This is a genomic window from Providencia huaxiensis, assembly GCF_002843235.3.
GTDB classification, from domain to species: Bacteria; Pseudomonadota; Gammaproteobacteria; order Enterobacterales; family Enterobacteriaceae; genus Providencia; species Providencia huaxiensis.
On the sequence record NZ_CP031123.2, the window covers coordinates 4,335,551 to 4,358,905 of the forward strand.

General features: G+C 40.8%; 17 protein-coding genes. 6 read left to right on the forward strand and 11 right to left on the reverse strand.

The window, feature by feature from the left end; genetic code table 11:
• Window positions 1-4: 4 nt before the first annotated feature.
• The 9 genes from CYG50_RS21740 to CYG50_RS21780 form a co-directional block, all read right to left on the reverse strand.
• Complete coding sequence (locus CYG50_RS21740) at window positions 5-715, reverse strand: helix-turn-helix domain-containing protein (protein WP_229597518.1); 711 nt, start codon at window positions 713-715, stop codon at window positions 5-7.
• A gap of 627 nt (window positions 716-1,342) precedes the next feature.
• Window positions 1,343-2,569: an SGNH/GDSL hydrolase family protein gene (locus CYG50_RS21745; RefSeq protein WP_102139179.1), complete on the reverse strand. Its 1,227-nt coding sequence runs from the start codon at window positions 2,567-2,569 to the stop codon at window positions 1,343-1,345.
• Entirely contained in the window at window positions 2,541-3,710 is a 1,170-nt protein-coding gene (locus CYG50_RS21750; protein WP_102139178.1) for an SGNH/GDSL hydrolase family protein, read from the reverse strand. The genes CYG50_RS21745 and CYG50_RS21750 overlap by 29 nt, the downstream gene beginning before the upstream one ends.
• Window positions 3,697-5,115 (reverse strand): MBOAT family O-acyltransferase, encoded by a 1,419-nt coding sequence (locus CYG50_RS21755; protein WP_102139195.1) that lies wholly within the window; start codon window positions 5,113-5,115, stop codon window positions 3,697-3,699. The genes CYG50_RS21750 and CYG50_RS21755 overlap by 14 nt, the downstream gene beginning before the upstream one ends.
• Before the next feature lie 342 nt (window positions 5,116-5,457).
• Entirely contained in the window at window positions 5,458-6,267 is an 810-nt protein-coding gene (locus tag CYG50_RS21760) for a protein bax (protein WP_102139177.1), read from the reverse strand.
• 492 nt (window positions 6,268-6,759) lie between these two features.
• Window positions 6,760-7,905, reverse strand: a complete 1,146-nt coding sequence (locus CYG50_RS21765) for a DUF4056 domain-containing protein (RefSeq protein WP_102139176.1) — start codon at window positions 7,903-7,905, stop codon at window positions 6,760-6,762.
• Entirely contained in the window at window positions 7,905-9,050 is a 1,146-nt protein-coding gene (locus CYG50_RS21770; protein WP_102139175.1) for a BamA/TamA family outer membrane protein, read from the reverse strand. The genes CYG50_RS21765 and CYG50_RS21770 overlap by 1 nt, the downstream gene beginning before the upstream one ends.
• Window positions 9,050-10,051, reverse strand: a complete 1,002-nt coding sequence (locus tag CYG50_RS21775; RefSeq protein WP_102139174.1) for a hypothetical protein — start codon at window positions 10,049-10,051, stop codon at window positions 9,050-9,052. Before CYG50_RS21775 ends, CYG50_RS21770 begins: the two co-directional genes overlap by 1 nt.
• Window positions 10,052-10,288: 237 nt before the next feature.
• Window positions 10,289-10,471, reverse strand: coding sequence for a hypothetical protein (locus CYG50_RS21780; protein ID WP_102139173.1), 183 nt, complete (start codon window positions 10,469-10,471; stop codon window positions 10,289-10,291).
• A gap of 253 nt (window positions 10,472-10,724) precedes the next feature.
• On the opposite strand from CYG50_RS21780, the gene CYG50_RS21785 reads away from it, so the two are divergent.
• The 6 genes from CYG50_RS21785 (at window position 10,725) to arnT (ending at window position 20,001) form a co-directional block, all read left to right on the forward strand.
• A complete protein-coding gene (locus tag CYG50_RS21785) occupies window positions 10,725-12,182 on the forward strand; it encodes a DUF4026 domain-containing protein (RefSeq protein WP_102139172.1) in 1,458 nt (485 codons plus the stop codon).
• Between the two features lie 645 nt (window positions 12,183-12,827).
• Complete coding sequence (locus CYG50_RS21790; protein WP_102139171.1) at window positions 12,828-13,283, forward strand: regulatory protein RecX; 456 nt, start codon at window positions 12,828-12,830, stop codon at window positions 13,281-13,283.
• A gap of 251 nt (window positions 13,284-13,534) precedes the next feature.
• Window positions 13,535-14,893: an anaerobic C4-dicarboxylate transporter DcuC gene (gene dcuC / locus CYG50_RS21795; protein WP_102139170.1), complete on the forward strand. Its 1,359-nt coding sequence runs from the start codon at window positions 13,535-13,537 to the stop codon at window positions 14,891-14,893.
• Between the two features lie 276 nt (window positions 14,894-15,169).
• On the forward strand, window positions 15,170-16,429 hold the full coding sequence (locus CYG50_RS21800) for an aromatic amino acid transport family protein (protein ID WP_102139169.1): 1,260 nt from the start codon (window positions 15,170-15,172) through the stop codon (window positions 16,427-16,429).
• Between the two features lie 286 nt (window positions 16,430-16,715).
• Window positions 16,716-17,990, forward strand: coding sequence for a bifunctional O-acetylhomoserine aminocarboxypropyltransferase/cysteine synthase (locus CYG50_RS21805; protein WP_102139168.1), 1,275 nt, complete (start codon window positions 16,716-16,718; stop codon window positions 17,988-17,990).
• Window positions 17,991-18,354: 364 nt separating this feature from the next.
• Window positions 18,355-20,001, forward strand: coding sequence for a lipid IV(A) 4-amino-4-deoxy-L-arabinosyltransferase (arnT, locus tag CYG50_RS21810; RefSeq protein WP_102139167.1), 1,647 nt, complete (start codon window positions 18,355-18,357; stop codon window positions 19,999-20,001).
• Window positions 20,002-20,068: 67 nt separating this feature from the next.
• Here the strand turns inward: arnT and CYG50_RS22945 are convergent, their stop codons facing one another.
• Window positions 20,069-20,245, reverse strand: a complete 177-nt coding sequence (locus tag CYG50_RS22945) for a hypothetical protein (protein ID WP_166267225.1) — start codon at window positions 20,243-20,245, stop codon at window positions 20,069-20,071.
• Window positions 20,242-23,346 (reverse strand): MexW/MexI family multidrug efflux RND transporter permease subunit, encoded by a 3,105-nt coding sequence (locus CYG50_RS21815; RefSeq protein ID WP_102139166.1) that lies wholly within the window; start codon window positions 23,344-23,346, stop codon window positions 20,242-20,244. The genes CYG50_RS22945 and CYG50_RS21815 overlap by 4 nt, the downstream gene beginning before the upstream one ends.
• Window positions 23,347-23,355: the final 9 nt, after the last annotated feature.

Sequence of the window (23,355 nt, forward strand, 5' to 3'; positions counted from 1 at the left end):
CGTATTAAAACAGAGGGTAGGTGAGATTTGGCTGGGAATGAAAACTTTTAAATGCCAGTAAAAAATAAGGAACATCATCATAGCCGACTTCTTGAGCAATACGCGTCATCGGCATATTCTCTGTTCTCGATAATATCATCGCTTTATTCATTCGGGACATTAAGCTAATTTTGGAAAAACTCGTATATTCACTGGCAAGTCTCCGTTTAAGGGTTGAGGAACTCATATGGAGCTTTTTCGCAATAGTATCTAGGGTATGGCACTGTTTTCCAGCGCTATGAAAAATTAAGTCATACACTTTGTCTTTTATCGAGATATTGATTGATGCATATAGTGTAGAGGTAAATTCATTCACTAATAAAAAAAAGGACAGAATAAAACTTAAATGAATATGAATAACATTATGGCTGGAAGGGGCGTTAACTTCTTTAATTGCAGCGTGAAATACATCTTCAATAATCGGGTTTTCTTGTAAGCTAGTACAGCAAATTTGACTTATTGAGGGAGTTTTTTTCTTATTAACAATTTTCTTATCAACAAATAATGCAGCATGTTGTTGGTAAAAGGATTTTAACATATCTGAGGTCATGGGAAGTACATCTGCAGCCAGCGGGTTGTGACTATCACGATTAATTATCTCAATTGAAGATCCTTTAGGAAGCAAACAGATATCTGATGTTGTCAGCTTTTGCCATTGGCCTTCTTCTATCCGCATTTCAATTTCACCTGAGCTCACTTTAAACAGTAGAGAGTGAGTTAGATAAAAGCTATTTTTTATTTTATTGGATAGGTTTTCAATATAAGAATGAAACGATTTTACACAGAAATTAGTCGACATTTTTTGAACCTAAATAAATATTACCTACGATTGCTACCGTAAAATTATTCTGGTTGTGTCAAAGAATTGTTCACGGTTTCCATATTTTTAACAACAAACCATGTGCTTGGATAAGCTGAAAAACGATTTGTTATTACCTCCTTACTTAATAAACTTCAACGTACAGCGATGTGGTTTACTAAAAGGAACGTAGGGATACTAATTTTATGTGGGGTATATTGATTTAATTAATGGTCACGATTTTTTATATTTTTTAGAGGGAGCAATAAATTCGCAATTAGTCCGTATTATTCCAAATTTAGTGTTCTTAATGTATTGTTTTTATTTGAAATAATTATTTTAACTTTAATGTTGGAATTGAATTTCTAGGGTGACAAAAAGATAAGTAAGAAAAAAGCCAAAGTGAAATGGCAAAGCTCAGGCGCTAAATATTAAAAATAGTCACAAATCAAAAGGCAGAGGATATTGAAAATACCTCTGCCTCATTGTGTGTTAAGTCCGTAATTAATTTAATACTTGGCTTAACTGGTTATATAGCCCTTGTGCACTCTTCTTATAACCCTCGACGGAGAGATGCACATTGTCAGGTCGTGCTAAATCTTGTGCTGCCCATGTACGAATTGAACAAGGGCCTCCCATAAAGGCTTGCCAGTCCCAAAATAGCGTATTTTCCTGAGCGGCCACCGCCTTTTGAATTTGAATCACACTCGTTAAATTCACTGGCATTTGAGCTTGGCAACTCGCCGCATCATTAAATTTAAGTGAATCATTCGGGCCGATAAGTAAAATAACGCTATTTGGCATTTGTTGGCGAATTAAGCGAATTTTAGCGCGCAAATTTTGCTCGTAAGCGGCTAAATCTAACGTATCGTTAAAAGCCTCATTGGTACCATAGGCTAAAATCACCATATCAGGGGACATTTGCGCTAAGGTTTCGCTCCATTGTGGCTGCCATTTATCTGTCATACTCAATGTTGCACCATTGAGCCCAAGAGCTGAAAGCATGACTCCTGACTTTTGCGAACGCACTAACCACCCGCCAATTTTTAACCCATTACCTTTATTAACAGTAACCTGAGCCGGAAGTTGGGTATTGACAGGGGACGAAAATACCCACTGGTTGCCTGTGGCTGGCAATGCAACATTGGGGGAAACCGCAGGAGCAACACGCATTTGTGAATCACCTGTGCTTTGGTATAGAGTTTGTAACTGATAAGCCCCTAGCGCAGGCTGTAAAGGCTTGAGCACCACTTTACTGTTGGCTGCTTGCGGCTCAGCGATTAGCCCACCAAGTGGGTAATCAAAGCGTTCATCTTTACGACTTGAAGCCAGCGACCACTCTTTCTTCTCGCTCGTGCGGTTAATGGTTGCTGTTCGTTGCCCCGGCACTGATATAGGTGGAATGAAACCTGGGCCTGCATCCCCATAGCGTTGCTGAAATAATGTTCTTAAATTGCCGCTGAAAAAGTCAGCAGCGGTGTGTGAGTCGCCAATTTGGACAATGTGTACTTGCTGGTTGCCTTGGCGTAACTTATTCGCCAACTGTGGCAAATTAGGCTCTGCGTTATTGACCAGCTGCCCTTGTGCAACCGCAGGCTGGTTTTTAGGCAAGCTAGTTGTGCGAGTTTTGTCTGATGTGTTCTGGCAAGACAATAATCCCAGCGACAAAAGCGCAATCACGCTACCCGCTAATATTTTGGACTTAGCTTGACACAGTTTGTTCAGTTTCATGAGGTTCCTTTTCTTCCTCTTCTTCGAAATGAATGAGTGAGAATACTTTTTCAGCAATCAGTTGTTGGCCTTTTCCGCTGAAATGGATCCCGTCACCACTTCGCAATTTAATGGTACTGCTTGCATCACCGATATAGTCAGAATAGGTATCGCCTTGATATTTAAAGACGTCATTGACCGAAAAGTAAATTTCACCGTTATCCTCAATTTCAGATTGATAGAGGCTACTTAAGAATTTCATACCATCGGAGAGCGTATTTTTACGCATATTAGGTGGGCCAACCCAAATAACATCAACATTGTGCTGGCGAGCGGTCGATATTATATCACTAATCCGCTCACGGTACACTTTTTCCCAATCTTCACTTTTAAATTTGACGTATTTATAACCCGTTTGTGGTGGCATGTCCCAAGGGTCGTTAGGCCCTAAAAAAATCACTAAAACCTTAATGTTGGGGTTATCATTCAATGCCTTGGCAATGGTTTGGGGCCAATTAAAAAAGCGTGGATATGCCAGCCCTGTGCTTTGCTTACTTAGATTAATGCTATCGATATTATATTTTTTCAAGAGCATGTTTTTAACATGTGGAGCGACGCCTTGCATCATGGAGTCCCCCGCAAACAGAACTTGTTGGCCTTTTTCGATATTGGCAATATGTTTTGCCACGATTGGCTGATCTTTCTTGATTGTGAAACCGCCAAAGCTAATTTTCTGGTTTTTCTCCCAAGCTTGTGGTCGTTTCAGCCGTTCAGGGAAGGTAACCGATAAGCTTTCAGCCGGATAAATGTAGCCATTTACGAAGTGAAGACCAATTTGAAACTCTTTGGGGAAATTGAGTTTTTTATCTTTATTGGCCAGTGCGAGCGCCGCGGCCTGTTTGTCTTCCTGCGCTTTTTGTCCTGATGCGTAGTAAGTGAATAGGCTTCCTGCCTCAAGCGCGCCATCATGTAAGTAAGCGCCATAATCCCAGATAGGATTACCTGCCATTTTCGCCCATGGGGTATCTTGGTGATATTTCTGTTGCCAAAATCGTTCTAGCGAGCTTTGATTCAACCAAATTAATAATAGGCCAGCAATTAGGACAATAAATAAAATCTGTCCAACTTTGATTAGGGTATTTTTAAACTCAGAAGTTAGCATAAATAAACCCCGGCATACCTGAAGGAGAAAGCATAAACATAATGGTTAGAATAATCGCGAGCGGAATAGGATAATAATACCAAGGAATGGTTTGGTATTTTTTTGCCACATAATGGTAGCCTTGTACAAAATAAGGGTAGGCAATCAACAGTAGCCAAAACGCGACTAATAACCCTAAGCTTGCATTAATAGAAGCGATAAAACCAGGGGCAATGATTTGATTGACCATTAACAGTGCATCATCAAATGAGGCACTACGGAAGAAAATCCACGCAAAACAAACGAAATGGAAAGTTATAATTCGTGATACCCAAACTGATAATGTCTTATTTGGGATTACTTGGGTCCACCCTAGTTTCTCCATGCATAAACTCTTAAGATTGAGTAGCACAATTCCTAGTCCATGAATGGCTCCCCAAACGACAAATGTCATTGCTGCGCCGTGCCATAATCCTGAAATGACCATCGCAAGGAATACATTGGTGTTCATACGGCTAAAACCTTTACGGTTACCGCCAAGAGGAATATAAACATAGTCGCGAATAAAGGTCGATAAGCTGATATGCCAACGGGCCCAAAACTCTTTTAAATTTGCAGCTAAATAAGGCGCATTAAAGTTAACAGGGACTCTAAATCCTAATAATAACGCGATGCCCGTCACCAGATTGGTATAACCTGAGAAGTTAAAGTAAATATTCCAAGCATAGGCATAGGTTGCTACTAGGATCTCCCCTGCACTGTAACCCACGGGAGTGTCAAAGACTGGATTGACAAAATTTTCAGACAAGTATGAGCTAAATAAAAACAATTTCACTAGTGCTAATGAAATAAGCAATATGGCTTTTCGAGGATCTAAAATCTCACGGCTTTCCGCTTGTATTTGGGGAAGAAAGTTCTTTGCGCGGTTGATTGGCCCTGCGACGATGCTCGGAAAAAATGCAAGATACAGTGTTACATCAAAGAAATCGGCTTTAGGAATTTCTTTGCGACAAACCGATACTGTATAGCTAACCGAGTGGAATACATAAAAGGACAGCCCAAGTGGTGCGAGTATTTCCAATATAGGAAGACCAACACTAAAACCAAATTTATCGAGAGTTTGCTGAATGGTCTCTTGGAAGAATGAATAATATTTAAAGGTGGTAAAGAATCCAACAATGACCGCGGTAAGAATACCGTATATCCATCTACTCGAAAGCCAATTAGTTGCCACATTGGTAAGCAAATAAATAATCAGTGTGTAGCTAAATAAGATATAAGCAAAGTCAGGGCTAAATGAATAAACAAAAAAATAGCTAGCAGTGATTAATAAGCCATTTTGTAACTTTGCACTGGGCTGACAACCCCAATAAATAAGAAAAAAAATCAAGAAAGAGCCAAGAAACTCAAAAGAGAAGAAATTCATATTAGACTCAAAGATGTTAATTATTTTGTTAGAAGGTTAGGGTATATGATATTTGATCTCTTTTTCTATGCAATCAGAATATTGCTTGTCATATTGCTCGTCATATTTCGAGCGGTGACTTTGTTGGCTACGTTCAGCTACCCTAGTCACATACTTATGTATGCTCCTAGGGATATCCTCTCTTGCCGCCTCGCCACCACTCGAACTATTTAGAGCAATAGAGTAAATCTAAAAAACTGAATTGGTTGAATGAGTAAAATAAGTTCAATGCGGTTTGTGAGGGATAAAAAAAATCCACTTAGTTAAGTGGATTTTTCATGTCTTGTACCTGGTGATACAACATTAAATGCGAGTGGCTGCTCTTTGTTGAGCTTGTGTAATCAATTCTTCATTACTCGCGTACATCTCTTGTAAATAGCGGTTATAGGTTGAACCTAACTCTGAGTACCCCTTCATATCATTGATTAGCTTTTTCGTATCCAGCTCATCTTTTGATAAGCGCTGCTTTGCTCGTGAAGTTCGTAGAGATTCATAAGCGTTATGGGTATTCATGTTTTTCATATAAGCAGTAACGGTATCTTCTACAGAAGAATATGTAGAATAGCCTTTAATCTTTCCTTGTTTGGTCTGGCAGCCACTACCGCAGCGCATACCAAATAAGTTACCGTTTTGCAGAGCGAGTTGTGATGTACCCCAACCAGACTCTGTTGCTGCTTGTGTTGCAACTAAGTGTGTTGGCATGATGTCGACTCGACTCAATAGTTTGTTCCAATTTAAACGTTTTGGATTACTACATTTCATACCATAGCTATTACAGATTTGTTCAAGACGGCGCAACTCTTGGGCGCTCCACTTCTTGTTAGCTCGTACTGATAACAACCAAGTACGTTCAGCCATAATCTGCTTATTCACTTTTTCTATAACAGGGACAACCGTTTTCAAAAATGCTTTCTTTCGAGGCGTACCAGAAGGGTATTTACGTAAATCAGGGAGTGAGGTTTTAGCCTGACTTACATTCTGCTGCACAGTTTTATTAGTATACTCTTTATTGAGCATTGTGCTGGTACTGGTGGAGCCCATACTCAGGCTCGAAAATAAAAGTAAAAATAAGAAAGCGAAGACGGCGTTTGTCCTCATCGTTCGAGAGGGCATTTGCTTCTCCTAAGTATCTCTGAACAAAATTCGAGCGAATATTAGCAGATTAATTTTTTACGAGCTACATTTATCCGGGTGACATTAGGGAAATTTCTGTATTATTTTGTAGACTTTTTTCAATTATTATGATCTTGCTGTTTTTGCATGGTTGAATGTTTCTATTGGTATATTTTCATGTGATGAATGATAAATTAAACTGTTTATTCTCGTGGCGCTTAGCGTTAACTTAAGTTAAATTTGATTAAAATTCATACTATTCATTCAGTTATTATAGGGTTATTTTGTCTGAAAAATAAGCGATTGAATGTCTATTTTTTAACCAAAATGAGATCTTCATCGTTTTATTAAAGTCTATCGAGGCGGTAAAAGTGAAATAACATTATTATCTGCAAATGAGTAAAAAGTGACATTTAACTTAAAATTCTAAGTGCGGTAATGACAGGACAAAGTCCGATAAAGCGGTTTACATGAATATCACAAATCTGCTGATTAAGGTTTTAAAACTTGTTGCAGTAAATCTTGTTGCTTCGCATCTTCCGCCAACTTTGGAAAATCGGCCACCGTCCAATAAGAGACAGGCTTGGGAAGTTGCTTCATATTGTCAGTAGGGAGCAAGCGCAGTTGCGCGAGTAATGACAAATCATATTTGAGGTAGCGTTCGGGCAAGGTTAAAAGTAAACCTTCAGATGGCATAATTTGTGGGGGCATCAAAGGATAACGTTGGTCATTTGTATGGTAATCTCTTGTTAAAACAAGAAATTTCTCCGGTACTCTACGGTAACTGTTCCACCACAAACCATCAACGCTATCAAATGTTTTCCGTGTGGTTTTTCTATCTTTGCTGCCTAGCTGGTGAAGAGCCAGTGGAAGAATTTTTTCCATTGATTGAGAGTAAGTGGCTAAAGAGCCAGCTCGGCCTTGTAGTATCAGGGTTAAGGCCAGACGAGAACCGAGTAAATTGGAGTACAGGTCTTCAGGGGAAAATGCGGAAATCCCTTCAGAAAACCCTGGTACAGATTGGTAACCATACCACTGCGCAATTTCATGCCATACAGCGAGTTGAAAAGCTAATTTTGCGGCTAAATAGGCACTAAGGGTATAGCGCTGCTCAGCAGACTGTGGCGGTTCAAATGCGCTGAAATGTATTTGTCTATCCGCTAGCTCCTCACTAAGAGATAGCGACCATTGTTGACCAAGGCGTGGATAAATTTGGCTAAATAAGTAAAAAGTATAATCTGCAGTATCTCTGACATGGGAAATATCAATAAACCCGCTTTTATCCGTATAGAGTAAGCCTATTTTTTCATTACTGAGCCCCATTAATGCCGCAGAGGTACCTAAAAAGCTGTCATTATAATGATGTTCACCGAGGCTATCTGCTTCAACGATATTATCGATAGTGTAAAACGGGACAGGTAGTCCCCATAGTTCAGCTTGCAAGTTGTAGCCGAAAGCGCAGCAAGCCCGTAAACCTTGTGGAGGGGCTAAAGAAGCAATAACAGGCCAAGCTTGTGAGGCCTCCTCAACGGTATAAGGGGTAACGACTGGCTCAATAGTGGGCAATTCTAGTTTGTCATGGTTTTGGCAGGCGGCTAATAAAAGCGCAATCCCTATTGGTGTAACCCATTTGGACATTAGAATGCCTCCCCAACCTGAAAATAGATCCCTGTACTGTTGCGGCCGACACCTAAATCCAAACGGACATTCATTCTTGGTTTAAATTCAAAACGATAGCCTACACCTACGGTGGGTAACCAATGCCCTTGGCCTAATTCGGACGCCGTATCACTCATGGTTCCTGTTCCTAACCAACCCACAATACCATGGCGCCAATCGAGTTTATGGCGAAGTTCAATTTGGCTGGTGAATATATTGTTATCACGATAGCGGCCTTCGTAATACCCGCGCATACGGTTACCATTACCGAGTAATGATAGCTGGTTCCACGGTACATTTCCGCTTGAAAACCTTGCATAATTGTCGAACGCAATAACAGTCTCTTCGGCTAACTGATGATAGTACGCATATTGCAATTGGGTGGTTTGAAAACGAGTGTCACTCCCTAGATTTGGGGCAAAATAGGTATAAACCACTTCGAAAGCTTGTCCTTGGTAGGCATTAGGCAAAAAATCACGAGTATCATAACTGTAATATGCACTGATGCCTGAATTTAATACCGAGCGACCCCCAATTGAATTGGAGAAATAGTGTTTGGCGCCATCATCAGGATCGCTGGCGTTGATTGACGAAAAGTTCCAACCGAGCCCAACATAAGTAGAATCAGCCAGTTGGTATAAGGCTCTTGGGGTTATTTGGAACTCTTGGGAATGGTACTTTTCTTTATTGTGATCGTTTTTCCCTGCAGAATATCCCTTACCCCAATAATAAGTGGGAATATTGTTAATTGTGCCGGAAATAAATAATCTCCACTGGTCGTTATCAATAAAATTATAATTGGTAAAATTTAAGCCAAATGCACCTGTAGACGACGCAAAACCGCTTAAGCCAATAGACGATGGCTGGGTTTGTTTATCTTCTTTATCTATTCGATATAAACCAACCAGAGCGGTACCAATACCAATGCCCATTTCGGGGGTATAAAATGGCCCTGGCAATATGCCCCAATCAACAGTTTTACTTTCATCAAAGCTATTTTCCCCCCCGAGATCGTTTAGCCAGCCATCGATTTGCTGGCGATCGGGAAGGAAATCAGCTTTAGCGGGAAAAATAATAAAAAGGCTGAGCAAGGCCAGCCTTTGAATAATTGCGGAATGCCACATTAAAAACGGAATTCCCCAGAAATAAAGAAGCTGTTACGGTTGTTAAAGCCGATTTCGGTTAATACATTAAAATTTCGAGTCAGTTCAACTCGAGCACCAACGGTATTATTCCATTTATGGGCAAGATGCTGTTTAACATCGAATTTAACATTGCCTACTATGGGTTTCATTGCAGGATCATTCATGAAGAAATCAAGTTCTTCGGGAAGGTTCAATTTACTAACGTCACCTTTAAAACGCTGAGTGATATCTTGGTACATGGCACCAGTCCAAATTTGAACTTTGGTATTCCCTTGACCACTAATCAATGGCTCGAACACAAATTCGTATCCAATACGGGGTGTCATAACAAAAGCGGTAATATCACCATCTAAGATATCAAGGTTTGTTTTAGTGTAGTTTAGGTCTAATGTTCCAAAAAATTGGTTATATCCACCAGCAAAGGTTACCCCACCTCCGTATGTTTTTCCTTTAAAATCCAATGAAAAAGGTAAGTTCTCCCACATTGGGTTAGGTTGCCCTTTCATATATATACCAGAGATATTAGTTTTAGATGAACCTTTTGTTTTTCCATAAACACCGTAAATATTCATGAATGGTAGAACCCAAGCATCCAGCTTTAGCATATGTGATTCATTTTTTTCTCGGGTATGACCTGTTTCAACTAAAATGTTAGAAAGAAGGCCTTGTCCTAATCGTGTATCAGAGTTAAAGCCAATCTTATCGACGATAATGTCTTGGCGGAGATTCATATAACCATAACTTGCCCCAAATGGTTCCGGTAAATCATACCCTCGAGCACGGGCTTCATCGCCCCAAATCGGCAGTACTCGTGACTCTGAGGTAGAAGAACGAGTAATGCCGCCTTCGCTGTTATTTTGGGGGACTCCAGATTCACTTACAGAGACTGAAAATAATGGGCGATCGCTATCAGCAAAGCTCACAGACATGCTCATAATAGAAGAAAGGATCAGTGCAGTACTGAATTGAATGCGTTTCATAAAATTGGCTCAATATTTGGACAAAAAAGAAGTGTAATAGATAAATTGTTATTAGTCGTACAGTGATGATGATAATTCTATCATTAGAGGCCCATTTTTAGATGGCGCTTAATGCTTTTTTGTTGATAAATAGAACCAAATAAATATGCGTTTATTGTTTATTTAAGAATAGCCGCTCAAAAGGGGCAAAACAGGTGCCGATATCATAAACAGCATCGGCACTGAGCGGGGAAAAGGCTATTTTTTAGTTTGCTGATGAAACTTAACACGCTCATGAAAATAGGCTTTCAAATGGTCTTCCATTTGGTGAATTTTTTGTTCTAAGGCGTTGACCAACACTTCATCGCTGTTCATATCGAAAACACGTTGCATTGCGAGGTCATCGACATATTCTTTTTGTGCTTTGGTTAAATCAGCCATATTTGAATTACCTTTATTGAAATAGAACTTTTTGCTTTATCAATTTAAAGCAAACTAAAGAAAGAGCATTATTGTGCCTCAGTCAATACAGTATGAAAAGTAGAATAACTGATTGTCGAATAATGATTATTTATTAACTTAGTTACAATATGAAGGATCAAATCACAATCTCTGTTTGTTAAGAATAATCACAATATTCTTAATGAATATAAGCTGATATCCTCGCCAGAGTCACTTATTAATAGGTCTGAAAATGAATAATAAACAATATTACCTTGATTCCGCAGCAGGTGAGGGCGAGAAAGAAGCATCTATGATGGTTGCTGTCCCAGGCTCTGAGCTGACGTCTTTATTACTTGAGCAGCGTTTAGAAGAGCAAACGTATTTTACTGATGGTGAAATAGATTATATTCCAGAGGACGGCGGCTTTTTCTTTAGCTGCAAAAAAGATGAAGAAGAATTACGTTTTTATATCGCTTTAGTGGATAGCGACCCGGAATATACTATCAATCCTTATTTTGCCACTGACCCAATCAGCCCTGAACTGTACGCAGAGGCAAGCGCAGCCCCTCAAGCGGTGATTGTTGAGTGCTTATTTCAAGGGCAACCATTAGTTAATTACCTTCAGCAACTGAAGGTCATTCAAATCTTGGTACCCGATTTATTACTGGGCCTGGATATTTCTGCCGCAGGGAAAGTGTTTACTCGTGAGTGGCTTAATTTCCAACTCATTGATGATTTAATGCCAAGTATTGATTCTTTGTATGTTGTTCATGCCATTTATGACCAAGAAGATAATGAAGACAAGCCAGAAGAAGAGCGCGCCCCGACCATGTATTGGTTCCATACGCACGGTTTGGCTCGCTGTGGTTTATCTGAAGCGGAAATTATTATACCTCACCCGATCGCTTCTTATTATGGTATTCCCGAACTGTTTTGGAGCTTCGTAAATAACAGTATTACTCACGGAAAAATCGTGTTTAATGAACCTATTTTTATTGGTCAAACCCAAGCAGGCTATGAGTATTTAGTTGCAGTACCGTTCGAAGAAGGTCTGTTGCACGTGGGTAAATCAACGCCAATTGATGACTTGAAGCCACTTGAAGAGATGAATTTCGAGTTTGGAGATGCGTCATCAGAGCGCTTTATGGGAGATTGGCATGATAGAGATGAATCTCATCAGCACCCATCCGCGATGTTGTTCCGTGTGACACAAGAAAACCCTGTATTAGAAAGTTTCTTTGAAGGCTTTGAAGACCAAAACGCGATGATGTTTATGCGTACAGATGAAGAAACCGCTGATATGTCCCGTAAAGCCAAATTACGTTGGGAATATTTCACGCATATGTTAGATAACTACGGGCCAAAACCAGTGGCTCAGAAGAAAGGTTTCTTTGCCAAATTCCTCGGTAAAAACGAGGAAGCTGAAGATTCAGAATGGCGCTTTTTGGTGAAATGCGGTATTGGCTATCATGACGCAGAAGAAGACTTCGATGGTCATGAACATATGTGGTTTGAACCCGTTTCTTGGAATGGTGACCAGTTTGAAGGGCGTTTAATTAACCATCCTTTTTATGTGAAAAATATGCAAGAAGGGGAAGTTTATCCATTAACGCGCGACGATATTACGGATTGGACAATTTATTTCCAAGATGGCAGTTATACTCCTGATACGATATATAAGTTGTTGAGTGGTGCTCAAGTTCACTAACGCGTCATACTCGTCATACTTCAAGCCGCATGGGTGTTGACTGCGCTCAGCCAGCCGAATCACATACTTATGTATGCTCATCGGTCTGTCTTCGTTTGTCGCCTACATGCAACTTGAATTATTTAGAGTATATATGCGTCACTATTCAAACCGCATGGGTATTGACTGCGCTCAGCCAGCCGAATCACATACTTATGTATGCTCATCGGTCTGTCTTCGTTTGTCGCCTACATGCAACTTGAATTATTTAGAGTATATACGCGTCACGATTCAAACCGCATGGGTATTGACTGCGCTCAGCCAGCCGAATCACATACTTATGTATGCTCATCGGTCTGTCTTCGTCTGTCGCCTACATGCAACTTGAATTATTTAGAGTATATATGCGTCACGATTCAAACCGCATGGGTATTGACTGCGCTCAGCCAGCCGAATCACATACTTATGTATGCTCATCGGTCTGTCTTCGTCTGTCGCCTGCATGCAACTTGAATTATTTAGAGTATATATGCGTCACGATTCAAACCGCATGGGTGTTGACTGCGCTCCGCCAGCCGAATCACATACTTATTCAAGCTAGAGTACAAAGGTTTATGTTAGACTGGGCGCGCAATGCGCCCAATTTAATGATGAAAGTTTAACGCCATGAATGAAACCGAGCTTTACCAATATGCCTTGTTTATGCTTTCCCGCCGTGATTATGGGAAAGCTGAGCTATTTGCGCGTATGAAACGGCGTATGTATGAGAAAAATGAAGGTATTATTGATGAGCCTTTAATTGAATTGGTGCTTGAAAGATTAAGTGAGCAACATTTTCTTGATGACGACCGTGTCGCAGGGCTATTAATGCAAGGTTATCTGCGCAAGGGATATGGGCCATTGCGGATAAAACAAGAAATGCGACAGAAAGGTTTTACTGAAACGATTGTGGAAAAACATTTTGCCACTATAGATGTAGATTGGTTTGAAAAGGCCGCACTGGTACGCAGTAAGAAATTTGGGGATAGTATTCCTAAAGACTTTAAAGAAAAAAGTAAGCAAATTCGTTATCTGCAATATCGCGGTTTTTTTGGTGATATGATTTATGAGTTATTTAGTTAATCAATTTCCCTCCTTAATGTGAAAAACATGACATAGCTAAACTAAGCTGATCTTCCTATTCTTTATTAATATATGGGGATATCGACTGTAAACTGCCGCCTAAAAAAGATTTTTTATTTATTCCTCTTGTGTTTTAACGTATTTCTATATTAAAAATCATCTGTTGATATGATCATAGTCAGTGAATTTTGCTTAATGATTAGGCAGAGTGATTTTTTATAATTACAAAATAAGACAGGCAGGAGAAATAAATGATTGAGCTCTTAATCGGCGTTATTGTCGCCATTGGAGTTGGGCGTTATATCATAAAAGGATATTCCGCAACGGGTGTGCTAATGACAGGGGGTATTTTACTTCTGATCATTACTGCGATTATGGGCAAAAGTATTTTACCAGGTTCTGTTCCGACGACGGGGTGGCGCGTAACAGATATTCTGGAATACATAAAATTCCTATTAATGAGCCGAGGTGGCGACCTTGGTATGATGATCATGGTGTTATGTGGGTTTGCATCTTATATGACTCACATTGGGGCAAATGATGTTGTGGTGAAAATCGCCTCTAAGCCATTAAAAATGATCAACTCCCCCTATTTGTTGATGGTTGCCGCTTATATTGTGGCATGCTTGATGTCGTTAGCGGTTTCCTCTGCGACAGGCCTTGGTGTATTACTGATGGCGACGTTATTCCCTGTCATGGTGAATGTTGGGATCAGTCGTGGTGCAGCAGCGGCAATTTGTGCATCGCCAGCGGCAATTATTTTAGCGCCAACATCCGGTGACGTTATTTTGGCGGCAAAAGCAGCTGAAATGCCATTAATTGATTTTGCGTTTAAAACAACCTTACCGATTTCTATTGCGGCAATTGTGGCAATGTCAATTGCACACTTCTTCTGGCAACGTTATTTAGACAGAAAAGAGAACGTCAAAACAGAAATGTTAGACGTCAATGAAATCAAAACACACGCACCTGCTTTTTACGCTATCTTACCTTTTACGCCAATTATCGGTGTTTTAGTGTTTGATGGTAAATGGGCGCCTGAATTGCATATTGTAACTATTATTGTTGGCTGCATTATTTTAGCGGCAGTCATTGAGTTCTTACGCAGCTTCAGCGCTAAACACGTCTATGGTGGTTTAGAAGTTTGTTATAGAGGAATGGCCGATGCATTTGCAACGGTTGTGATGTTGTTAGTCGCCGCTGGGGTCTTTGCTCAGGGTTTAAGCACCATTGGTTTCATCAAAGGGCTAATTGACCTCGCACAATCATTTGGTTCAGGTGCAATTGTGATGATGATTGCCTTGGTCGTGATTACGATGTTAGCTGCGATGACAACGGGCTCGGGGAATGCACCGTTCTATGCGTTTGTTGAGCTAATCCCTCATTTAGCAAAACAAATGGGCGTCAATCCTGCTTATTTAGTGATCCCAATGTTGCAAGCCTCTAACTTAGGACGGACTTTATCGCCTGTATCAGGTGTGGTCGTGGCCGTATCTGGTATGGCAAAAATCTCTCCTTTTGAAGTGGTAAAAAGAACGTCAATTCCAGTATTAGTTGGATTGGTTGTGGTGGTGATTGCGACAGAAATATTAGTTCCAGTCTACCTATAAAACTTCAGTTTTTCAGGTAAAAAAATGGCTGAGCAAATGGCTCAGCCATTTTTCAAATTAAAAATTAAATACTTTATATCTAAAATTTACTTTTTTAATTAATTGCGAAATTATTTATTCACAGAATAATTACGTGGTATTTATTTTTTTTACGTTATTAACGAGATCTACGCCAAAAAGTTGAAAAAAATAGCGTAATTAAATTAGGCACTGTTGCTTATTTAATGCAAAATCTGCACATCTTATTTTAATAACGTTAATGATGAAGAACACAAGATGAGCACAATTGAAAAAACAGTAGATACAGCAGATAAACCTGTTAGTAAGTGGACCTATAAGGATTTTACTTGGGTACTTTCTTTATTCGGTACCGCAGTGGGGGCTGGTGTTTTATTTCTACCAATTAAAGCAGGGGCCGGGGGGTTTTGGCCATTAGTAATATTGGCAATAATTGCAACTCCAATGATTTGGTTAGCTCATAAAGGGCTAGCACGCTTTGTTTTATCTTCAAAAAATCCAAATGCTGATATTACAGATACGGTAGAAGAGCACTTTGGTAAAGTAGGCGCAAATATTATTACGTTTGCTTATTTCTTCGCTATTTACCCTATCGTATTGATTTACGGTGTAGGTATCACAAATACCGTTGATTCGTTCTTGGTAAATCAACTCGAAATAGAACCACTGCCACGATGGTTGCTGTCTGGGGTCCTGATTGCTGCAATGACTGCTGGGGTGGTGTTTGGTCGTGAGCTTATGTTAAAGCTTACTTCTCTAATGGTTTATCCTTTGGTGTTCATTTTATTAGCTTTATCATTATATTTAATTCCTGAATGGAATACGTCAATGTTAGAGGTGGCTCCTGATTGGAGTGCAATGCCTGTGGTTGTTTGGATGGCGATCCCACTAATCGTATTCTCATTTAACCATAGCCCAATCATCAGTCAATTTACTAAAGACCAACGTCAGCAGTTTGGTAATAATGCTATTGTGAAAACAGATATGATCACGGGTGGTGCTGCATTAATGCTGACAGGCTTTGTGATGTTTTTCGTTTTCTCTGTGGTGTTATCACTAAGCCCAGCAGAGCTGGCCGTTGCGAAAGAACAAAATATCAGTGTGCTATCACATATCGCGAATATCAATCCATCGCCAATCTTGTCTTATTTAGGGCCAATTGTTGCTTTTGCTGCGATTGTATCGAGTTACTTTGGTCACTTCTTAGGGGCTCACGAAGGTTTAGTTGGGTTAATTAAATCTCGTTCTTCTTTCTCTGTGAAGAAAATTGAAATGGCATCCATGTTGTTTATTGTGATTACAACCTGGATTGTGACTATTCGTAACCCAAGTATTTTAGGCATGATTGAAACGATGGGAGCACCAATGATTGCCGCTATCCTATTCATTCTACCTGTTGTGTCGATGAATATTGTTCCTGCAATGAAGAAATACAGTACGTCAAAGCCTGCCCAAATATTCACCTTTATTTGTGGGCTAGCTTCTATTACTTCAGTTATTTATGGTGCTTTTCTATAATTATAAATAAAGTTTTATAAGACGCAGAGCCATGACCTGTAAAGGTTGTGGCTTTTTTTATATCAATATGAAATAGGTTATAAGGATAGACATTGATATAACTAATTTTTAAGCTGAAGAGTGTGATAATCACCCTCACCACATCTATCAATGTGAAATAATTTCAAGTGCAAGTAGTTGCTCGGTGTAGCGGCTTAGGTAATATCTAAGGTTATCACAGCATCATAATAACGTAATCACTACCTCTGGCTGTACCTATTCCAGTGCGTCGTAACAAGGATAACTAATGAAATTAGAAACATTATCGATTCACGCCGGTTACTCTCCTGACCCTACCACTAAGTCCGTTGCCGTGCCAATCTACCAAACCACCTCTTATGCTTTTGACGATACTCAGCACGGTGCCGATCTCTTTGATTTAAAAGTCGCGGGTAATATTTACACGCGAATTATGAACCCAACGAATGATGTTCTAGAGCAACGTGTTGCTGCGCTTGAAGGTGGTGTCGCTGGTTTAGCTGTTGCTTCCGGTATGGCGGCAATTACTTATGCGATTCAAACTATCGCACAAGCAGGGGACAACATTGTTTCTGTCGCTAAATTGTATGGTGGAACCTATAACTTATTTGCCCATGCTCTGCCGCGCTTAGGCATTGAAACACGGTTTGCGGAGCATGACGATCTCGCTGCATTTGATGCGCTGATTGATGATAAGACGCGGGCTATTTTTTGTGAGTCGATTTCAAACCCTGCGGGCTTTATTGTTGATATTGCAGCACTCGCTGAAGTTGCGCACCGCCATGGTATTCCTTTGATTGTCGATAACACGGTGGCGACACCGTATTTATGTCGTCCATTTGAACATGGCGCAGATATCGTGGTTCATTCATTGACCAAATATATCGGTGGTCACGGCACATCACTTGGTGGAATGGTTATTGATTCAGGTAAGTTCCCATGGACAAAATACCCGAATCGCTTTTCGTTATTGATAGAGCCGGATGTGGCTTATCATGGCGTCAGTTATACCGAACATTTTGGCGCAGCGGCCTTTATTGCTCGTTGCCGTGTTGCGCCATTGCGCGGAACGGGTGCTGCATTATCACCGTTTAATGCATTCCTGATTTTACAAGGTTTAGAAACCCTCGCGCTAAGAATGGATAGGCATACCGAAAATGCGCTAAAAGTGGCGAACTACCTCGAAAATCATCCACAAGTAGAGTGGGTAAAATATGCAGGGCTACCGAGTAACCCTGAACATGGTTTGGCGCAAAAATATATGAACGGTAAACCAGCCAGTATTATGTCGTTCGGTATTAAAGGTGGACAAGAAGCGGGGGCGCGCTTTATTGATGCTTTGAAACTGATTGTGCGGTTGGTGAATATTGGTGATGCTAAATCACTCGCTTGCCACCCTGCATCAACGACGCATCGTCAACTTAATGATGCAGAGTTAGCACAAGCAGGGGTTTCCCGAGACATGATCCGCTTATCAATTGGGATAGAGCATATCGATGATATTCTAGCCGACCTTGAACAAGCACTCGTCGCGGCTAAATAGAACTATTTGGTATGAATAATAACCGGTTATGGTGAATGCCCTGGCCGGTTTTGTTGTTTATAGACCGCGGTACACGTTTCTGTATTAATGGTTAATATTAAGAACACATTAATGTTTACCTTATTTTTAAAGACTGAACTATTCTTTATATATTTAGTCTTAATCTGCAATTCTTATCTCTTTATCGATAAAATGGAGTTTCCATTTATTAATTGTTTATATACAGCGATATTTATACCAATCAACTTTTGACTTGTTTAAATGGGGTTTAATTGGCATAACGATAATAGCTACATAAAAAGAGTATGTTTGTTCAGATGAAATAAAATTATTAAATATCAATAACAAGAATGGTTGAGATGAGATGATTATGGCAAACAATAAAGTTGCCTACCTAAAATGGTGTCTGTTATTTGGTTTTGTTCTAGTAACCTATTTTTTACCGTTAAACGGTAGGTTATTGTGGCAACCGGATGAACTACGGTATGCAGAAATTAGCCGGGAATTGATTATTAGTTATAATTGGAGCGTTCCTGAACTTTTAGATATCCGCTATTTTGAAAAACCTATTTTTGGTTATTGGGTCGGGGCTATTTTCCAAATGTTATTTGGTGAAAACAACGTTTCGGTTCGCCTTGGCGTGGTATTTAGCACATTAGTCAGTGGGCTATTTGTTTACCTCAGTGCCAAAATGGCTTGGAAAAACTCACGGCTCGCTTTCAATGCGGTGTTTATTTATCTTTCCATGTTGATGGTTTTTACTATCGGCACCTACAATATTCTTGACCCCATCGTGACAGCATTTATCACAATGGTAATTTTCTTTTTCCAATGGGGGTTAACAACAAAATCCTTCTCTCATCAATTGCTCGCTTTTATCATGATGGGGGTAGCTTGTGGGTTAGGGGTATTAACAAAAGGCTTTCTTGTGTTAGTGCTGCCTGTGCTTGTTTGTTCGGTTGCCGCTATTTACTTTAAGCAATTCAAAGAAGTGTTTATTTTTTCATTTGTCTCGCTATTTACTGCTTTTGTCGTGTGCTTGCCTTGGGCTTTTGTTATTGCCAGCCGTGAGCCTGATTTCTGGAATTATTTCTTCTGGGTTGAGCATATTCAACGTTTTATGGCGAATAATGCGCAAAATAAATCCCCATTTTGGTTTTATATTCCTATTTTGCTCGCCGCGGTATTACCTTGGTTAGGTTACCTTTTTGGTGCGCTACGCCATGCATGGCAACAAAAAGGGTTACATATTTATTTTCTATTGTGGTTTATTGTGCCATTTGTTTTCTTCAGTATTACTAAAGGGAAATTACTGACCTATATTTTGCCATGTATTGCACCAATTGCGGTTCTTATGGCTGCCTACATTGAAAAAATACTTACGGAGAAAAAAACACGGCCTATTCGTTTGAATGCATTGATTAACACACTGATAGGTGGCGTTATTGCTGGGGGAATTATTGCTTCTGCTTATTACCCTAAATTGAGCGTGTTTCAGGCCGATGAAAGTGGGAAGTTATGGTTAGCCGCGGGCGCGTTTATTTTTTGGTTATTGGTTGCCTTGGTCTCTTTCAAACAACGGTTTTGGTATTTAGCTGCAATGTGTACGGTGGCAATTAGTTTAACGGTGGGTCATATCATCCCATCGCGTATTGCCAGTAATAATACCCCGCAAGAGGTGATTGCGAAGTATCATCGTCAGTTAGCGGATAAACCTATACTGTTAACCAATAATGTCGGGTTAGGTACGGCATTAGCATGGGTACTTAAACGCAGTGATATTACGATGCTTCACCAAACTGGGGAGTTAGGCTACGGGTTAAAATACCCAGATGCCGCTAATCGGTTTTATAGCTTAAAACAGCTACCTGATTTATTAAAAAATTATCATTATAAAGATGTGGCGGTTGTCGTAGAAAATTCCCAACGTGAATTGTTGGACGCATTACCCGGCAACCCAATTATTATTCGGGAAGGTAATCTTGTTTTAGCCTTTTATGAAGGCCAATAGCGATAGTAGGTTGGGATGTTGTTTGATAATAGCCGCCATACCATTTAGGTTTGGCGGCTATTTACATTTAGCGCGTAGGCTTATTTAAGGTGTTCGAGTTTGAGGTGGAATGGGGTTTTCCCAGACCCGCGGGGAGACCATGATAAATTAATAGCATCGCCATGCTATTGCTCATCGCATTCACTTCCACTTCGTCGATTGTACGGTTGTTACGTTGATGACGGCTAGTTAACGTATTTCTCATTGGGACGTCTCCTCAGTTTCTTTGATTAGGCGATTCGCTTCGGCAAGCTCATAGCGCCTTGGTGTTAGCGCGGTTGCACTGTGATTACGGGCGAGTAAGGTATAAATGGTCGGTAAAACAAACAGGGTAAATAGTGTGCCAACTAACATCCCGGTGACTATTACTAAGCCTAAACCAAAGCGGCTATTCGCTCCCGCTCCAGTGGCGAAGAGTAGTGGAACTAAACCTATCACCATTGCTGCGGTTGTCATTAATATTGGGCGTAAACGAATTTGTGCCGCTTTGAGAATGGCATGTCGCCTGTCTAATCCTTCATTGGTTTGTAATTCATTGGCAAATTCAACCATCAATATCCCATGTTTACTGATTAAGCCAATCAATGTGACTAAGCCGATTTGGGTGTAAATATTCAATGTCGCATAGCCAAGTGCCAATGGAATTAACGCACCACAAATTGAAAGTGGAACAGTAATCAAGATAATCAATGGGTCGACTAAACTTTCATACTGTGCGGCTAAGACTAAGTAAATAATGATGAGCGCCGCCATAAAGGCAAAGGCGAGGGTGTTTCCTTCTTGTTTATATTGGCGCGAATCTGATTGCCAGTCATGGCTAAAACCGGCGGGTAGCTCATTGGCTATCTCGTCTAAGTAGGCAACAGCTTGGCCTAACGTGACGCCAGGAGCCGGTATTGCTTGGAAAATGGCAGCATTTTGCTGATTAAATTGTGTGAGTTTATTTGGCTCCACTTGGGTGTTGATATCGACCACGGTTGAGAGTGGGATCATCGTTCCCGCTTCCGATTTTACATAATGGCGAGAAAGGGCTTCCGGTGTCAGGCGTTGGCTACGGATACTTTGCGGGATCACATCATAGGAACGGCCATCCATCCCAAAGCGGTTAATATAGTTTTCTCCCACTAATAAGGTCAGCGATTCACCGACATCTTGCATACGAATGCCTAAGCTATTCGCTTTTGAACGGTTGATGCGGATTTCTACTACTGGGTTGTTGTAGTCAAGATCACTATCTACCACCATAAACAGGCCACTTTCACGTGCTTGTTGCTTGATCTCTTCCATGGTTTTATAGAGTACGGAATAGTCCTGCGGGCTTCTGAGAACCATTTGGATTGGTAAGCCACCGGTTGAACCAGGTAATGCGGGCAATTGGAAAACGAAAATGCTGTTCCCTTCGACATCACCAACACGCCCTTGTAAGTCGCCTTGGATCTCAGACGCGACGCGGTCGCGTTGCTCCCATGATGTCAAGTTAGTTCCCCCAAAGCTGGCGGAAGGGCCATCGGTTCCGTTAATAATCCAAGTACTCTCGGTTTCCGGTAACTCCATGAAAACATCATGTAATTTACGTGAAAAACGTTCTACGTACTCGAGGTTAGCGTGCTGAGGCGATTTGATAGCGGTTAATACGCTAGATTGGTCTTCTACAGGGGCTAATTCACGAGGAGCAGATTGATAAAGCAGTGGTAAACTAATGAATACACCAATGGCAATAACACCTGTTAACCAACGGTTTTTCAAAGAGAAATTCAATACAATGGTATAGTAGTGGGCTAAGGTAGAAAAGAAAGTTTCTGCCATACGCGCCATACGTCCTTCATTCTGTTTTGAGTTCAACATGAAGGAACTCATAACAGGGGAGAGGGTTAACGCTACAATACCGGAAACAATCACCGCACCAGCCAACGTGAGCGCAAATTCTTTAAATAAAGCACCCGTTAACCCAGACATTAGCCCTATTGGGGCATATACCGCTGCCAAGGTGATCGTCATAGCGATAACGGGACCTGCCACTTCACGAGCGCCAATTAAAGCCGCTAAAACCGGTGATTTCCCTTCTTCAATATGGCGATGGACGTTTTCAACCACCACGATAGCATCATCGACGACGAGACCAATCGCTAATACCATGGCGAGTAACGTGAGTAAGTTAATACTAAACCCAAATGCCATCATCAAGGCTGCGGCACCTAACATTGATAGGGGAATAGCTAAAATTGGGATGATCACGCTGCGAATTGACCCTAAACACAGGTAAATAACGGCAATAACAATCAGTAACGCTTCAACTAAGGTGTTAATAACTTGGTCAATAGACGCTTTAATAAAGCGCGAAGTTTCAAATGCCATTTCGACTTTAACACCGGGAGGTAATGTTTTGGTGATGTCTGGCATTAATTGATTCATGCCGTCAACGATTACCAGTGGGTTACCGGTTGGTGTGGCAAATAAACCAAGGTAAATTGCGGGTTCACCATTCATTAAACCGCTGGTTTCTGTGGAAGCGGCTCCTAATTCAATGGTTCCCACATCTTTTAAACGTACTAACCCGTTACCGTCATTGCGGATCACTAAATCACGAAACTCATCGACATTAGTGAGGTCGGTATTGACATAAACATTAGAAATTACGAACTCGCCTTTGACTTTACCGGGAGCTGCTTGGTAGTTGTTTTGGCGAACCGCTTGCGCAACATCTGCCGCAGTTAGCCCCCGGCCGGCTAATTTATCAGCATCCAGCCATAAACGCATTGCTAACTGTTGGCCACCAAAGACTTGAACTTTAGCGACACCGTCAATTGAGGAATACATTGGTTCAATAACGCGAGAAATATAGTCTGTCAGGGCTGGAATGGATAAATTGGTACTGGAAAAACCGATATAAGCAACCGCAGTGGATTCCCCAGAGGAAAGCTCAATCACAGGGTCATAAGCTTCTTTCGGTAATTTATAACGAACTTGGTTCACCTTCGCCATGACTTGCGCAAGGGCTTGGGTTGAGTCTCGGTTAAGTTCCATTCGTACCGTGACAAGGCTGCTTCCTTGTACTGAAGAAGAGGACAGATAATCGACGCCTTCCACTGAGGAAACCGCTTGTGCGATGGGTTGCGTCACAAAACCTTGCATCAATTTAGCCGATGCGCCAGGGTATTGCGTAGCAATGGTGATCGTCGAGCTTTCTAGCTGTGGATATTGGCGAATAGGCAACTTACTCAACGCAAATAAACCAATTAACACAATCAGCGCACTGACTACGAGGGCCAGAACAGGCCGGCGAACAAAAATATCAGTAAATTTCATTGCGCCTTC